This window comes from Curvibacter microcysteis, from assembly GCF_028649455.1.
Lineage (GTDB): Bacteria > Pseudomonadota > Gammaproteobacteria > Burkholderiales > Burkholderiaceae_C > Curvibacter > Curvibacter microcysteis.
This window is the reverse complement of record NZ_JAQSIO010000005.1, coordinates 226,734-241,569: the sequence shown is the minus strand read 5'-3', so window position 1 is coordinate 241,569 and position 14,836 is coordinate 226,734. Positions and strand designations below refer to the sequence as shown.

Genomic DNA, 14,836 nt, shown 5'->3' with positions numbered 1-14,836 from the left:
CAATTTCAGTGCTTCAGCGGCTCAAGGGCAGGGGGCCTCCCGGGCAGGCGCAGTGGCCGTGTCGGGCCGAGCGGTCCCGGACGGCGTCTGCAGCAGGTTCACGGTGAAGACCGAGCCCTGCCCCAACTGGCTGCTGACCTGGATGCTGCCGCCCATGCGTTCGGTCAGCTCCTTGGCAATGCACAGGCCCAGGCCCGTGCCTTCGATGTCCCCGTTCGGGTCGACCCGGAAGAACTTGGTGAACAGCCTCTCCAGCGTCTGCGCGCTCATGCCCACGCCTTGGTCGCTGATGTTCACCGACCAATGTTGGGGGTCGTGGCCGGGCTGCAGGCCAATGTGAACCGGCAGGCCCCGGGCACTCGAATATTTGAGCGCATTGCTCACCAGGTTGACCAACACCTGCTCCAGTTTGGCCCGCTGCGCCTGCACCCAGACGGCGGCAGGGGCCAAGGACAGGCTCAGGCGCGAGTCAGCCCCGGGGCGCTCAAAGCTGCGCACCACCTCGTGCAGCAGGGGCTGCAGCTCGACGGGTTCCAAGGGCAGGCTGCCCGGGGCTTGGGACTCGATGCGGGCCAGGTTGAGCAAGTCGTTGAGCAGGTCGCTCAGCCGGCCTGACTGGCGGTGGATGCGCTCCAGCAGGTCGCGTTGCACCTCGGGGGGGAACTGGCGTGTCAGCATCAGTTCCGAGAAGCCCCGGATGCTGCCCATGGGCGCGCGCATCTCGTGCGCGGCCGTGGCCAGGAACTGGCGCTGCATGCGGTAGAGCTGCACCTCGGCACTGACATCGCGGAACACCAGCAAATCGGGCGCGCCGGCCGCATTGAGCTGGCTGCCCCGCACCTCCACCACCCGCTCCTTGGGGCGCTTGATTTGCCACTGCAGGGTCTGGCCTTGGCTCAGGCCTTGTTGCAAGTCCTCGTGGCCCGGGTCTGCCATGGCTTGCAGCGCGCTCCAGAAGGCCGCGCGGCCCAGGCCCTGGGCCTTCAGCCCCGTCAGGCCGACAAAGGCCTCGTTGACCAGGTGGACCTGGCCGGCCTCGTCAAAAGCGATCAGGCCGTTGGGGTTGTCGTGGTGCAGCGACTGAAGCTGCTCCGCCTGCTTGGAGACCTGAGCCAGCAGGTGGCGGGTCTCGGTCACGTCGTTGACGATGCCGACATGGTGGGTCAGGATGCCCGAGCGCTCATCCACGATGGGCGCGATGTGCAGTTCGTTCCAGAACAGCTCGCCCGACTTTCGGTAGTTGCGCAGCAGGGCCGTGGCCCGGTCACCCCGCTGGATGGCCTCGCGCAGCGGGGCAATGCTGTCTTGTTGTCGGTCCTCGCCCTGCAAGAAGTTGCAAGGCCGTCCCCGGACTTCGTCCAAGGTGTAGCCCGTGATCTCGGTGAAGCGTGGGTTCACGTACACGATGGGCTGGTGGGTCAGTGTGGCGTCGGTCACCACCACCCCACAGTTGGATTGGTCCAGGGCCTGTTCCCGCACCTGGTCCAGGTGCCAGGTGCGCACGTTGTCGGACACGTCTTCCAACAGGGCCCACCAGCCGTTCGCCCGCCCGTCCGGGGTGGGGGCGATTTGCTGTTCAAAGTCCACCTCCACCCAGACCAGGTTGCCGCTTTGGTGCAAGAGCGGCAGGCGCTGGCGCGGCACCTCGGGGTGCTGCTCAGCTTGGCCCAGGTGGCGGGTGAGTCCGGCTTGGGCCTGGGGGTGGACAAAGTCGGTCAGCGGGCGGCCCAGGCAGGCCTCGGTGGCATGGCCCGTGAGTTGGGTCCACTGGGGATCCAGCAGGGACAGCCGCAGCTCACCATCAAGGGCCAGGCTCAGGCGCAGGCCGTTGGCGGCGGGCTGGCCGGGTTGGCCCCCGGTGGGCCAGGGCGTGTGGTTGGGCACCAGGGTCACGATGCTGCAGTGTTGCGGGCTGTCGGCCTCCCCTGCCAGGGGGCTCACGCTGAGCAGATAGCCTTCCAGCCTGCCATCGGCCTGTGGGCTGGGCAGCTCAATCGGCCAGACCGCTGCCCGCCCCTGGCGCAGCACATGAAGCAGGCGCGTCGCGCACAGCGGCGGCAGGCCGGCGGCACACCACGCCGACAGCAGCTCACCCTGCGGGGGCACGGGCAGCACCCGACGCCAAGTGGCACAGGCCTGTGGCATCTCATAGTGGGCGCTGGGGGCGTCCAGCTGCACCACGCAGCTGGCAGGGGTCGGACGGTGCGCAGTCATGGACACACTCCACGCCCGAGAGCGCGTTGGGGACGCGGTTGGAGGGCGCGCAGCTGGCGGCTGAGCAGGGCGTCGACATAGCCCACCAGCCGTTGCGCAGCCACGGGCTTGGTGTAGACCGTGACCCAGCTGGGCAACTGGCCGTGCTGTGCCGCGTCTGCAGGGCGCAGGCCGGTCACGACCAGCACAGCGATGTCGGCGTACTCGCGCTCGGTGGCCAGGGTGTTGATCAGGTGAAAGCCGTCCAGGGGCTTCATCAGCAAGTCGGTGATCACCAGGTCGGGCCGATGGCGCTCGATCTGGATCAGGGCTTGTGAGGCGTCCACGGCCCAGCTCAGCGCCAGGGGGCGAGCGCTTTCGCGCAGGCTGCTCAACAGCTGCTCACGCTGCTCGGCGTCGTCATCCACCAGCAGGATTTTCAGACCGTCGACCGGCGTCACGCGCGCGGCGGGCTGGTGGCCGGGCGCGCTGCTGCGCAGGTGCTCGATGGCGCGGCGGGAAATGCGCCGATGGCCCCCCGGGGTGAGCCAGGCTTCCAGTGCGTGATCCATCACCAGGCGTTGCACGGAGCTCACCGACACGCCCAGGATCCGGGCAGCTTCGCGGGTGGTCAGAACCTCTTTGGTGGCGCTGGTGGGCATGGTGTGGGTACGGGGTTGCAAACGGGTCAATCGGTGGGCGGGGCGGCGGTTCACCAGCGCGCCAGAAGGTGGTTCACGGCGGCGCTGTAGTCGGCGGCGGCGCGGCTGTGTGGCGCGTGCACGCGCAGCGGGCAGCCGGCGGCAAAGGCCTCGGCCACGCGGATGTCGTTGCGCACGCCAGGCAGCAGGCGGGCCTGGCCAAACTGCTGGGCCAGGCCCTGGCTGACCTGGCGGTGCAGCCCGATGCGGCTGTCCAGCATCACGGGCAGGAAGCCCAGCACGCGCAGGCCCTCGTTACCGCCCCGGCTGGCCACGCGGAACAACACCCGGGCCAGTTGGCGCACGCCTTCGCCCGCCAGAAAGTGCGGCACGAAGGACACCAGCACGCGGTCGGCTGCGCTCAGGGCATTGAGCAGCAGGGCGTCCAGCGAGGGCGGTGTGTCGAGCACGATGTAGTCGTAGCGCGCTTGCAGGCCCTCGCTGGCCAAGGCTTCGCGCAGCAGCAACTCGCCGCTGCGGCCCGAGCCGTGATCGAACAAGGGGTCGCCGGGGATCAGGTCCAGACCGGGCCAGGCGCTGGCCTGGATGGCGCTGGCCAGCGTGTGATGACCGGCCATGAAGCTGTGCAGCGTGGGGGCCTCGCGCCCGGGCTTCAGACCCAGGCCCAGGGCGCAATGGCCCTGGCTGTCCAGGTCGATCAGGAGCACGCGTTGGCCCCGCGCGGCCAGTTCGGCGGCGATGTTGACGGCGCTGGCCGTTTTGCCTGAGCCGCCCTTGCGGTTGCTGATGACGAGGGTGCGTGCCATGGGACCTTAAAACAGTTCAATTTTGGGGCGGCTCGGGTCGGCGGCCGGTGCGCTGTCGCTGTCGGCTGAGGCCCCCGTGGCGGCGGCGTGGGTCTCGATCTGGCTGTGCATCACATAGCGCTCGATCTGCGACTCCAGGCGCTGGCGCAGCGACAGCAGGCCTTCGGGGTCCCAGGGCTGGTCGTGCATCTGGTTGGCCATGGTTTGCAGGTGCTCGTCGAGCTCCAGCATGGCCTCTTGCGATTGCGCCACGCGTTGGCGCATCACGTCATGGAACTGGATGTGGCCCAGGGCCTGGGTCAGCAGCTCCGACATGTGAAGGTGGCCGGCGCTGACCGCGTCGATCATCTCCTGCATGCGGTTGCCCGAAGAGGCTTCTTCAAAACGCGACTGCATGGCGCGGATGTCGCCCAGCACGTTGCGCATGTTGCCGGTCGAGGCATTGCGCGCTGAGGCCTCGTTGGCCTGGCGCAGCTCGACGTCAATGTTGACGGTCGCGGCGCTGATGCGGCGTGCAATTTCCTGCGCCGCCGAGGCGGTGCGGGTGGACAGCTGGCGCACCTCGGTCGCGACCACGGCAAAACCCCGGCCCGAAGGACCCGCGCGGGCGGCTTCGATCGCTGCGTTGATGGCCAGGAAGTTGGTCTGCTGGGCCACGCTGGCGATCACATCCACCAGCGGCCCCAAGGCCTTCACTTCTTGCAGGCGCTGGATGCGTTGCAGGTTGGCGCCAATCTCTTCTTCTTGCCGGTCCACAAACATCTGCAGGATGGCGCCCAGCTGTTTGTCGATCAGCAGTTTCTCGCGGATCACGCCCAGCAGCTCTTCGCCGTTGCGCTGCGAGTCCTGAATGCGGTGCACTTGCTCCGAGGCGTTTTGCTCCATCTCATTGAGCAAGCGGATCAGGGCCAGCACGCCGTCTTCGGTTTGTTGCAGGGCGCCGTCGAGTTGGCCGCTGATCACCCGCAGGTAGGGCGCGACCTCGCGCACCTCGGCCACGGCCTCGGTCACGGGCAGGCGGTCGCGTCGCGCGCTGCGGCGGCGGGCCCCCGCGCCACCGGTCCAGCGGCGCGGCCAGGCTTGCGCCAGGGCGGTGACCAGTGCAGCGGCCAGCAGCCCCAGCGCGCAGGAGGTGATGGTCAGGGGCGAGCCCAGGACCAGCAGCAAGCCCAGGGTCGTGCCGGCGCTGGCACCGCACAGCAGCAGCTGGCCCGGCCAGGCATTTGCCGGCTTGGCCGCAGCGCTGTGCTGGGCTGGGTGGAGGGGGGTGTCGGCGGTCATGAAGGACTTTCGGGCTCAGACGCCGATCACGACTTGTTTGACGATCTTCACCAGGTCCGGTCCCGACACGGGCTTGACCAGCCAGCCTGTGGCGCCGAGCTTTTTGCACTCGTCGCGCTTGCGCGAGTCGCTTTCGGTGGTCAGGGTCAGGATGGGCGTGAAGCGCATGCCCGGCAGGGCCTTGACCTGGCGGATCAGCTCCATGCCGTCCATGCGGGGCATGTTGATGTCGGTGATGATCAGGTCGGGCTTGAGGCCGCGCTTGAGCTTCTCCAGGGCCGCGAAGCCGTCAGGGGCGCTGTCCACCTTGAAGCCATTGAGCTCCAGGCTGGATTTGAGACTCAGGGTCATGGTCGCGGAGTCGTCGACCACCAAAATGGTTTTGGCCATGTTCATTGTTCCTTGGCGGGGGTGGGCGCAGCCAGCGCGGATTGAAGCAAGCTGGCCAGCAGCGGGTCGGCGGGCCAGGCTTTGATGGGGGTGCGGGCCGCCATCAGCACCTGTAAATTGGCCGGGTGCAGGTGCTCGCAGGCCGAGAGGTCGGCGCTGGCGCCCGGTTTTTTTTGCAGCCAGGCCAGCAGGTTTTCGGCTTCTTCGACACCGACCAGGCCGGTGAGCAGCACTTGCTTTTTTTGGAATTCGAGTCCCATCACACCATCTCCTTGACGTTGAGCACCATCAGCACCGAGCCGTCGCCCAGCAGGGCCGAGCCGCTGTACAGGCTCAGGCCCCCCAGCACCCCGGCCAGGGGCTTGAGGATGATGTCGGTGGTTTCTTTGAAGGCATCGACCAGCAGGCCCAGCACGTCGTCGCCGATGCGCACCACCAGCACGGCCAACTCGTCGTTGTCGTTGCACAGCGGCGGGGCCGCCAGGCCCAGCAGGCGGTTGAGCGACTTCAGCGGCACCACGCGACCGCGCAGCACGGTGACCAGGTTGTCCTTGATGCCTCGGATGGCGCTGCGCGGCACGCGCACGGTCTCCACCACCATGTCGATGGGGATGCCAAAGGTCTGGCCATCGGTCTCAATCGTCATGACATTGGTGACGGCCATGGACAGGGGCAGGGACAGGCGGATCGTCGTGCTTTGGCCCTTGACGCTGTCCAGGGCGATGTTGCCGTTGACGCGCTCGATGGCGGTGCGCACCACGTCCATGCCCACACCGCGGCCCGACAGGTCGGACACGGCTTCCGCGGTGGAGAAGCCCGGCAAAAAGACCAAGTTGATGGCCTCTTGCGGGGTGATGCGCTCCAGCGTGGCTTCGTCGATCAGGCCTTTTTCATAGGCCTTGAACTTGATCACCTCGGGGTCGATGCCGGCGCCGTCGTCGCTGATCTCGATCACCACGCGGTCGGCCTCTTGGCGGGCCGAGATGCGCAGCTGGCCCATGGCCGGCTTGCCGGCGGCGCGGCGCTGCTCGGGCATCTCCAGGCCGTGGTCCAGGCTGTTGCGCACCATGTGCACCAGCGGGTCGCTGATGGACTCGATGATGTTCTTGTCCGCCGCGGTGTCCTCGCCTTCGAGCACCAGGTTGACTTCTTTGCCCAGGCGGCGCGACAGGTCGCGCACCAGGCGGGGAAAGCGCTGGAACACAAAGGACACCGGCATCATGCGCACTTGCATGATGGCGTCCTGCATCTCTTCGGAGATGCGGTTGATGACCGCGTACTGGGCCTTGATTTCACGCGAGAGTTCGCGCACGCCGTACAGGGTTTCGGCGCGGTTGGCCAGGTAGGGGATGGCGTTCTTGGCCACCACCATTTCGCCGATCAGGTTCATCAGCCGATCGATCTTGACCTGGTCCACCTTCAGGCTCTTGGTGCTGGCATGGTCCTCGTGGCGGCGCTCCTGGCGGGCCTCGGCTTCGGCCGGGGCTGGGGCGTTGGCGCTGTCCTCAGCGACCGGGGCGGGGTGGGGCGCGGCGGCTTCGACTGCCGCTGGGACCGGGGCCGGAGCCGGGGCCGCGCGCTTGAGCTCGCCTTGGGCGCCGGCAAAGGCCAGGTCCAGCCATTCGGCCAGGGGCGCGGCGCTGCCGGCGGCCAGCGCGTCGGTGGTGGCGGCGGCCAGGGCCGGCAGCTCGTCGTCGCGCTGGTTGGCGCGCAAGCAGGCGCCCAGCGCACCAGAGGCGGCCTTGAGGCGGCCAGCCAGCCATTGCGCGTCATCGGGCAGGGACAGGATTTCACGTTGCACGGCCAGCAGGTCGCGGAAAGCCACCGCTTCGGGCGACTCGTCAGCCGCCTCCGCTTCGGGCGCCAGGTTGCTGGGCGCCGGAGCGCTGGCGGGGCTGGCCTGGCGGGGGGCCGGGGCCGCGCTCGGGACGCTGGCGGGGGCGCTCGCCTCGAGCAGCAGGCTGCTCCAGTCGGGCACCTGCAAGTGGCGCAACGACAGCACCAGGGCTTGCAGCGCCGGGGCGGGGGCGGCGGGCGATTCTTGCAGCAGCTGCAACCAGCGCAGGGCGGAGGACAGCCAGAGCTGGGCGTTGGACAGCTCCAGCATCGAGCGCACGGCGCGCGCCAGGCCTTCGGTGTCGCCCGCAGCCAGCAGGGCCAGCGCGTCACTGACAAAGTCTTCGTAGACCGGGCCGCCGTTCGGGTCGCCTTGGGGCAAGGCCAGGCACAGCGGGTTCAGGGGGCAGCTGCGCACTTGTTCGGGCACGTAGCGGAAGTGGGTCGCCACCGCGTCTTCGTCCACCAGGGCCAGCCAATGGAAGTTCAGCTGGCATTGGTAGGCGTCGAGCACGGCCAGCTCGGGCCAGGCTTGGCGGGGGCCTGCGCTGGCCCAGGCCAGGCCGGGCAGTTGGCGCAGCAGGTACAGCGGGTCTTCGCCCTGGAAGAAGCACTGCTCGTCGGGCTGGTACTCGCCCCAGATCAACTGCTGATCGGGCGCGGCGTTTTGCGCCGCGCGCCACAGCGACATGCGCAAGGCTTCGGGGAGGGCCAGCAGTTGCTCGGCCGTGGGGGCCTGCAACAGCGGCTGGGCTGGCGTCGCGCTGTCGGCCGCTGCGTCGGTTTCGCGCTGGGGCATCAGGGCGCGCAAGGCATCGACAAAGCCCTGGGCGTCCTGCGCGGTGCTGGCGGTGAAGGGGCGTTGCGCCTCCATGTCATCGCACAGCCGGGCCACGTAGTCCATGGCGTCCAGCAGGCGGTCGGCCAGCGTGTCGCTGAAGGGGATTTCCTGGTGGCGCACGGCGTCCATCAGGTCCTCGCCGGCGTGCAGCACGCGGGTCATCTCCGGCACCTCGAACAAGCCCGAATTGCCCTTGAGCGTGTGCACCAGGCGGAACAGCTGGGTCATCAGCTCGGTGTCGTCCGGGGCGTGCTCCAGCTCCATCAGCTGGACGCCAATGGCTTCCAGGGTGTCGCGGGCCTCGGACAGGAATTGTTCGAGCAAGGGGTTCATGGGCTGACCTCTCCCAACAGCAGGGCAATGGGGGCGACCAGCTGATCCGGGCGCGTGGGCTTGACCAGGTACAGGTTGGCGCCGGCGGCGTAGGCGCGGCGGCGGTCGTCCGCCGTGGCCTCGGTGGAGACCATGATGGCGGGCACCTGGGGCAGGTTCTGGTTGCGCAGTTCGCGCAGGAAGCCGTAGCCGTCGAGCTTGGGCATGTTGACGTCCACGATGTACAGGTCAAAAGGCGTCAGCAAGGCTTTTTCCAGGGCTTCGACGCCGTTGACGGCTTCGTCGACTTGGTAACCGGCCCCTTCCAGAATGCCCCGGTGAAACATGCGCACGGTGGCGGCGTCGTCAATGATGAGAATGCGTTTCATGGGTCACTCCGTGGGTTTTTGGTAAACGATGGCCTCCGGGAATTTGCGTACGCGGTAGAGCGAGGAAATTCGGCTCATGGATTCGGAGTGCCCCAGGCAGATGAAACCGCCTGGATTGAGCGCGTCAAAGAAGGTCTCAGCCGCAGCCTTGCGCGAGACGTCGTCAAAGTAGATCAACAGGTTGCGGCAGAACACCACATCGAAGTGGCGGAATGCCCGGGTGTCGGCGCGGTCCGACAGGTTCACGCGGGAGAACTCCACCGCGTGGCGCACGTCGTCGATCAGCTGGTAGCCCGCTGCGCTGCGCCGGAAGTACTTTTGCCGGTAGGCCTCGGGCAGGTGGGACACGGCCCGGTCGCCGTACAGGCCCAGCTTGGCCGACTCCAGGATGCGGGTGTCGATGTCGGAGGCAATGATCTCGATGTCATAGCGGTTGATGTCGGCCCAGCGTTCCAGCAGGTAGATGGCGATCGAGTACGGCTCCTCGCCCGAGGACGAGGGGATAACCCAGATGCGCAGCGGCTTGTCGCTGCGGCGCTTGGACACCAGTTCGGGCAGGATCGAGTCGACCAGGCACTTGAACTGGTATTCCTCGCGGAAGAAGTAGGTTTCGTTGACCGTCATCAGGTTGGTCAGCGTCTGCAACTCTTCGCCCGAGGCCTGGAATCGCAACATGGTGAAGTAGTTGCGAAACAGCTTGTTGTCGGTGGCTTCCATGCGTTCGATCAGGCGCTTGTCGACAAAGTAGCGCTTGCTGTTTTCGAACTGGATGCCCGTCTTGCGGTAGAAGAACTCCCTGAATTTCTGGAAGTCTTCGTCGGTGATGATGGCGGCCATAAGCGACTCAGCCTTCGTTGATGCGTTTGATCGCCAGGTTGGCGGCAAACTGGATGTAGGGCTCGCGAGCGAAGCGGTCTTTCAGGCGCAGCAAGGCTTCGAGGACGTCGCGGGAGCCCACTTCACCGAGCAGGTCGACCGCGGTGGCACACACATTCACATGGGGGTCGCGTTCAATGACTTCGGCCAGCCACGCTTCCACCAGGGGGTGGCGCAGCGACTCCAGCACGTTGACGGCGAAGATGCGCATGTCGCTGTCAGCGTCATTGAGCAACTGGCGCATGATCGGCGCCACTTCGGTGGGCAGTTGCTTGAGCGCCTCGATGGCCTCGTTGCGCAGCGAGGCGTCTTCGCTGCGCATGCAATCCACCAGGCCGGCCACCGACTGGGCGTCACCGATGCGCACCAAGGTGGTCAGGATGACTTCGCGCACCGAGCCTTCGGTCTCGGTTTGCAGGTGACGCACCAGGTCACCGCTGACGCCGGGGCAGTCCACCAAGTCGCGGGCCGCCCAGCGGCGGTCTTCGGCCGAGGCGGACTGGAGCTGGGCCAGCAATTGAGCACGGTCGCGTCCGGTGGCCGAAGCGCCGTCGGTTTGTACTTGGGGGCCTTGGGTCTCGGGGGGCTGGGTCTTGATGAGTGCCATGTCTGTTCCTTGTCAACGTTGAGCCCAGGCCTTGACCTGTGCGGCGATCTTGTCGAGCGGCAGCACCAGGCTGGCCCCGCCGCGCTCGATCAGTTCTGCGGGCATGCCAAACACCACGGCGGTGGATTCCGCTTCGGCGATGGTCTTGCCCCCTTGGCGCTTGATGTCGGCAAAAGCGTCGGCCCCGTCGTAGCCCATGCCCGTCAGCATCACACCCACCAGGTGGCGCGGGTTGCAGTGCTGCAGGGCGCTGCGACCCAGCAGTTCCACCGACGGGTGCCACAGCTGGCTGCTGTCCTCGGGCTTGGGCAGCACGGTCAGCACATTGGCGCGCCGTGTCAGCACCATGTCGGCGCCGCCTTTGCCGATGTAGACCCGGCCGGCTTGCACCGGCATGGGCGAGGCGGCTTCCACCACCTCCAGTTCGCAGCTGGTGTTGAGCCGGGCGGCAAACGGGGCGGTGAAGCTGGCCGGCATGTGCTGGGCCACCAGCACCGGCCACGGAAAGTCCGCCGGCAGCAGGGGCAGCACCTGCTCCAGGGCGCGCGGGCCACCGGTGGAGACCCCAATCAACAGCACGCCGTCCGAGGCCGGGCCGCTGCGCACAGCGGTCGACTTGGGGGCCAGCAGGTCGGGGCTGGTGCGCGCGGGGCGGGCCGTGGCCAGGCCCATGCTGCGGAACTTGGCCGGGCGCGACTTGGCGGCCGCGCGCACTTTGGCCAACAGGTCGGCCTTGACCACCTCCAGCGACAGCGAGATCGTGCCGCCGGGCTTGGCCACATAGTCCACCGCGCCGAGGTTCAGGGCCTCGAAAGTGGCCAGGGCGCCTTTTTCGGTCAGCGAAGAGACCATGATCACGGGCACCGGACGCTCAGCCATGATCAGGGACAGGGCGGTGATCCCGTCCATCTCGGGCATGTTGATGTCCAGCGTCACCACATCGGGTTGGAAGTCGCGGTCCTCGGTCACCGCTTCCACCCCGTTGCGGGCCTGGCGGATGTCAAAGCCGCCAGCCGCCTGGAACAGTTGGGCCAATTGGCGCCGCATCAGCGCCGAGTCATCAACAATCAGGAGCTTGATCATGGTGGTGTCTCTGGTGCGCGTGCTCAGGCGCTCATGCCTGCAAGCGAATGCAGGTCGCTGTCGAGCAGCAGGTGGTCCGGTTCAATCAGTTGCAACATGCGCTTTTGCTTTTCCAGGTTGGCCATGCGGGCCAGCAAGGTCGCTTGTTCCGCCGACAGGTGGGGCGCGGGCTCGATGGCGTGGCGCGGCACCTTCAGCACCTCGGCCACGGCATCGACGATGAAGCCGGTGCGCACGCCTCGGATCAGGAACACCACGATGCGCTGGCCGTCGTTGCGCGCCACGGCCGACAGGCCCAGGCGGCGACGCAGGTCAATCACCGGCAGCACGGAGCCGCGCAGGTTGATCACGCCTTCCACCGCCATGGCGGCCTTGGGCACATGGGTCAGCACCTCGGGCACGCGCACGATTTCCTGCACGCTGTCGATGGGCACGCCAAACTCTTCGGTGCCCAGGCGGAACACCACCACTTGTTCGTCATCGCCACTCACGTCTTGTTGACGTTCGGACGGGTTGGCGCGGTCGTCCTGCTGGTTCACGGTGTTCAAAGCCTCCCTGATGGAAGATTGGCGGAAGAGGTTGTGGGTGGAGATCACCGAGACCAGGCGCTGGCCGTTGTCGAGTCGGCAGATGTCGGTGATGTCGCTCATGTCGCCGTTGCGGGCCAGCAAGCTGGGCATGGCTTCGACACCGCGGCGGGGCACGCGCAGCACCTCGTTCACGTTGTCCACCACGATGCCCACCGAGGCGCCGCCCAGGGCCACGACCACGATGCGGCTTTGCTCGTCGGCCGAGCGCTCGGGCAGGGCGAACATGCGGCGCAGCGCCACCAGGGGCAGCAAGCGGTTGCGCAAGGTCATCACGCCCAGCACATGCGATTGGGCGCGTGGCACCTGCACGATCTGCTCAGGCACCTGCACGATTTCCTGCACGTCTTCGATGGCAATGGCGTATTCCTGCTCGGCCACGTCAAAGCTGACCAGGTGCAGCTCTTCTTCGCTGCTGCGGCCGCTGTCGGCGCTGGCGGCGCTGGCGCCCAGGCCCTGGCTGTTGACCAGGCCGCGTTGCTCGGTCAGCTCGCTGAGTTGGGCGAATTCCTGGTCGATCAGCTTCTCGAAGTTCAGAACCATCACCATGGCGTGGCCACCCACGTCCTTGATCAGGCCCGACAGCAGCTCGGTGTTGACCGTGCCGCCAATGCCTTCGACGCCTTCGATCTTGGACACGTCGACGCCCACCACACTGGCCACGCGGTCCACCACAAAGCCCATGGGCTGGCAGATGTCGATGACCACGGCGCGCGAGCTGTCGTCGGCTTCACGCTCGTCAAAGCCCAGCGCACGGCGCAGGGAGATGATGGGCAGCACCTTGCCGCGCAGGTTGGCCAGGCCTTCCAGCGTTGGCGGTGACAGGGGCACGCGCACCACATCGGGCACGCGGATGATTTCCTGCACCGGGGCCATTTCCACGGCAAACACCTCGTCGTCGCACATGAAGGTCACGTACTGGCGGGTGTCTGACGCTTCGGCGTCCTCGCTGCGGGACTCGGCCAGGCCGAGCTCGTTGTTGGATTCGCTGCTCATGGCACGTTCCTGGTTCAGGCGCTTTGCAGTTCATCGGCCAGCGAGGAGATTTCCTCGATGGCCGCCGACAGCTCTTCGGCCCCTTGGGCTTGCTGGCGGGCGGCGGCGGCGGCTTCTTCCGAGGCCTTCACGGCTTCCTGGGCGGCGGCGGCGATTTGTTCCACGCCGCGCTTGACCTGGGCCACGGCCGCACCGATTTCGCTGGCGGCGCCCAGGATTTCGTCCGAGCTGCGGGCCACGTCCTGGATGTCGGTTTCGATCTGGTTCAGGCTCTCGGTGGTGGCCTTGGCTTTTTCGACTTCGGCGGTGGCAATGCCCACGATCTCGCCCAGGTCACGGCCCACCACGCCAATTTGGTCTTGCACCGACTTCACCAGGTCCTTGATGCGGTCGGCGTTTTCGGCTGAGTCCTGGGCCAGGTTGCGGATGTCGGTGGCCACCACCACAAAGCCCTTGCCAAACTCGCCCGCGCGGGCGGCTTCGATGGAGCCGTTGACGGCCAGCATGTTGGTCTGGATCGAGACGGTAGTGATGGCGTCCACGATCTTGTCGATGCGGCGCGACACCAGTTCCAGCTCCTTGACCTGGCGGATGCTGTTGCGCGAGGCCTCGGCCGACAGCGACACATTGGCGATCAGGCTGTCCACCGAACGCTTGTTGGTGGCCAGCAGTTCGCGGATGGCGGTGACCTTTTCAGCGTTGACCTTGCCGCGCTCCAGCGCCAGCTGGGCGCCGCGTTCGATTTGGTTGACGGCGGCCGAGGCTTCTTCGGTGCCTGCCGACTGCACTTCGGCGCCTTTGCGGATCTGGTCGATGGCGGCCATGATCTGGGCGCCCGAGCGGCTGATTTCTTGCACGGCAGCCGACAGCTCTTCCGCCGCCGAGGCCACTTCTTCAGCGCTCTTGGCCACGTCGGTGGAGTTCTTCAGATCTTCCGACAGCTCGGACAGGCTGGCGGCGGTTTGCTCGCTTTGCGACAGGGCCTGGGATTGCTCGGCCACGGTCTTGGCCGATTCTTCGGCGGCGGCGGATTGCTCTTCGGCGGCCGCGGCAATGTCTTCCGAGCCCTTGAGCGCTTGCTTGGTGGCGGCTGCCGACTGCTGGGCGCCGGCGGAGATCTCTTGCACGCCCTTGACGATTTCCAGGGTGTCGCGGCGCACTTGCTCCAGCTGCTGCGTGATGATGCGGCCGTTTTCGACCTCGCCTTCCACGCTCTTGGCCGAGGCGCTGATGCCTTCGGCGATGACCTTCACTTCTTGCTGGATCTGACCGACCAGGTCCTGGATCTGTTTGGCGCTCTTTTCAGAGGTTTCAGCCAGGGTGCGCACCTCGTCGGCGACCACGGCGAAGCCCTTGCCGTGTTGGCCGGCGCGGGCGGCTTCGATGGCGGCGTTCAGGGCCAGCAGGTTGGTCTGGTCGGCGATGCGGGCCACGGCCTTGACGATATCGCCAATGTTGGCGGCCTGTTTTTCCAGCTCAGCCACCATGCCCACCGAGGCGATCTGGCGCTGGGCGGACACGCCCACGTTGTCGACCAGGCCATTGACTTCGGTGGTGGTGCGTTGCACCAGGGTCTGGATGGCGTCGGTGCGGACACGGCTGGATTCAGCGTTTTGCATCTGGCGGGTGACCGAGGCCTCGACTTGCTTGAAGGCGGCCAGCGATTCCTGGGCGGCGCCCGACGCCTCTTCGGCACCGGTGGCGATCTGGTCCGCGGCGCGCTTGAGTTCTTCGGCTGCCGAGGCCGCTTCGGCAATGCCGGAGGACATTTGACCCGTGGCCGCCGCGATGCGCTCAGCCGCTTGCTGCTGCTTGGCCAGAGTGCGGGCGCGCTTGCGCTGCACTTCGGCCTCACGGGCGGCGCTGGGCGAGCTGCGTGTGGCTGCAGCAGGCTCCGCGCTGAAAGCGGTGGACGGGGTTTTTTTCACGAGCGCCATGGTGGTTTCCTCAGTTGGGTTGATGGCTGTTGAGCGATGC

General features: G+C 66.9%; 13 protein-coding genes. All 13 read right to left on the bottom strand.

All coding sequences use genetic code 11. The features are described from left to right. Positions 1–21: 21 nt before the first annotated feature. The 13 genes from PSQ39_RS15240 to PSQ39_RS15180 are packed head-to-tail and all read right to left on the bottom strand — an operon-like array spanning position 22 to position 14,796. The gene (locus tag PSQ39_RS15240) at positions 22–2,214 is read right to left on the bottom strand and encodes a PAS domain S-box protein (RefSeq protein ID WP_273927678.1); all 2,193 of its coding nucleotides are present in this window, start codon (positions 2,212–2,214) and stop codon (positions 22–24) included. Continuing rightward, positions 2,211–2,855, bottom strand: coding sequence for a response regulator (locus PSQ39_RS15235; RefSeq protein WP_273927677.1), 645 nt, complete (start codon positions 2,853–2,855; stop codon positions 2,211–2,213). Before PSQ39_RS15235 ends, PSQ39_RS15240 begins: the two co-directional genes overlap by 4 nt. Before the next feature lie 50 nt (positions 2,856–2,905). Then, positions 2,906–3,661, bottom strand: coding sequence for a ParA family protein (locus PSQ39_RS15230; RefSeq protein WP_273927676.1), 756 nt, complete (start codon positions 3,659–3,661; stop codon positions 2,906–2,908). Positions 3,662–3,667: 6 nt separating this feature from the next. After that, positions 3,668–4,942: a methyl-accepting chemotaxis protein gene (locus PSQ39_RS15225; protein WP_273927675.1), complete on the bottom strand. Its 1,275-nt coding sequence runs from the start codon at positions 4,940–4,942 to the stop codon at positions 3,668–3,670. A 15-nt stretch (positions 4,943–4,957) separates the two neighbouring features. Then, positions 4,958–5,332: a response regulator gene (locus PSQ39_RS15220; protein ID WP_273927674.1), complete on the bottom strand. Its 375-nt coding sequence runs from the start codon at positions 5,330–5,332 to the stop codon at positions 4,958–4,960. A 2-nt stretch (positions 5,333–5,334) separates the two neighbouring features. Further along, a complete protein-coding gene (locus PSQ39_RS15215; protein WP_273927673.1) occupies positions 5,335–5,592 on the bottom strand; it encodes a hypothetical protein in 258 nt (85 codons plus the stop codon). Beyond that, positions 5,592–8,342 (bottom strand): chemotaxis protein CheA, encoded by a 2,751-nt coding sequence (locus PSQ39_RS15210; RefSeq protein WP_273927672.1) that lies wholly within the window; start codon positions 8,340–8,342, stop codon positions 5,592–5,594. The genes PSQ39_RS15215 and PSQ39_RS15210 overlap by 1 nt, the downstream gene beginning before the upstream one ends. Next, complete coding sequence (locus PSQ39_RS15205) at positions 8,339–8,710, bottom strand: response regulator (RefSeq protein ID WP_273927671.1); 372 nt, start codon at positions 8,708–8,710, stop codon at positions 8,339–8,341. Before PSQ39_RS15205 ends, PSQ39_RS15210 begins: the two co-directional genes overlap by 4 nt. A gap of 3 nt (positions 8,711–8,713) precedes the next feature. Beyond that, the gene (locus PSQ39_RS15200) at positions 8,714–9,547 is read right to left on the bottom strand and encodes a CheR family methyltransferase (protein WP_273927670.1); all 834 of its coding nucleotides are present in this window, start codon (positions 9,545–9,547) and stop codon (positions 8,714–8,716) included. A gap of 7 nt (positions 9,548–9,554) precedes the next feature. Then, positions 9,555–10,193 (bottom strand): HEAT repeat domain-containing protein, encoded by a 639-nt coding sequence (locus tag PSQ39_RS15195; RefSeq protein ID WP_273927669.1) that lies wholly within the window; start codon positions 10,191–10,193, stop codon positions 9,555–9,557. A 12-nt stretch (positions 10,194–10,205) separates the two neighbouring features. Further along, positions 10,206–11,276, bottom strand: a complete 1,071-nt coding sequence (cheB, locus tag PSQ39_RS15190) for a chemotaxis-specific protein-glutamate methyltransferase CheB (RefSeq protein WP_273927668.1) — start codon at positions 11,274–11,276, stop codon at positions 10,206–10,208. 23 nt (positions 11,277–11,299) lie between these two features. Then, a complete protein-coding gene (locus PSQ39_RS15185; RefSeq protein WP_273927667.1) occupies positions 11,300–12,859 on the bottom strand; it encodes a chemotaxis protein CheW in 1,560 nt (519 codons plus the stop codon). 14 nt (positions 12,860–12,873) lie between these two features. Next, positions 12,874–14,796 (bottom strand): methyl-accepting chemotaxis protein, encoded by a 1,923-nt coding sequence (locus PSQ39_RS15180; RefSeq protein WP_273927666.1) that lies wholly within the window; start codon positions 14,794–14,796, stop codon positions 12,874–12,876. Positions 14,797–14,836: the final 40 nt, after the last annotated feature.

Coding starts and splice junctions, on each gene's coding strand:
- PSQ39_RS15240 (WP_273927678.1), bottom strand. CDS start 2,214: ATGACTGCGCACCGTCCGACCCCTGCCAGCTGCGTGGTGCAGCTGGAC.
- PSQ39_RS15235 (WP_273927677.1), bottom strand. CDS start 2,855: ATGCCCACCAGCGCCACCAAAGAGGTTCTGACCACCCGCGAAGCTGCC.
- PSQ39_RS15230 (WP_273927676.1), bottom strand. CDS start 3,661: ATGGCACGCACCCTCGTCATCAGCAACCGCAAGGGCGGCTCAGGCAAA.
- PSQ39_RS15225 (WP_273927675.1), bottom strand. CDS start 4,942: ATGACCGCCGACACCCCCCTCCACCCAGCCCAGCACAGCGCTGCGGCC.
- PSQ39_RS15220 (WP_273927674.1), bottom strand. CDS start 5,332: ATGGCCAAAACCATTTTGGTGGTCGACGACTCCGCGACCATGACCCTG.
- PSQ39_RS15215 (WP_273927673.1), bottom strand. CDS start 5,592: ATGGGACTCGAATTCCAAAAAAAGCAAGTGCTGCTCACCGGCCTGGTC.
- PSQ39_RS15210 (WP_273927672.1), bottom strand. CDS start 8,342: ATGAACCCCTTGCTCGAACAATTCCTGTCCGAGGCCCGCGACACCCTG.
- PSQ39_RS15205 (WP_273927671.1), bottom strand. CDS start 8,710: ATGAAACGCATTCTCATCATTGACGACGCCGCCACCGTGCGCATGTTT.
- PSQ39_RS15200 (WP_273927670.1), bottom strand. CDS start 9,547: ATGGCCGCCATCATCACCGACGAAGACTTCCAGAAATTCAGGGAGTTC.
- PSQ39_RS15195 (WP_273927669.1), bottom strand. CDS start 10,193: ATGGCACTCATCAAGACCCAGCCCCCCGAGACCCAAGGCCCCCAAGTA.
- cheB (WP_273927668.1), bottom strand. CDS start 11,276: ATGATCAAGCTCCTGATTGTTGATGACTCGGCGCTGATGCGGCGCCAA.
- PSQ39_RS15185 (WP_273927667.1), bottom strand. CDS start 12,859: ATGAGCAGCGAATCCAACAACGAGCTCGGCCTGGCCGAGTCCCGCAGC.
- PSQ39_RS15180 (WP_273927666.1), bottom strand. CDS start 14,796: ATGGCGCTCGTGAAAAAAACCCCGTCCACCGCTTTCAGCGCGGAGCCT.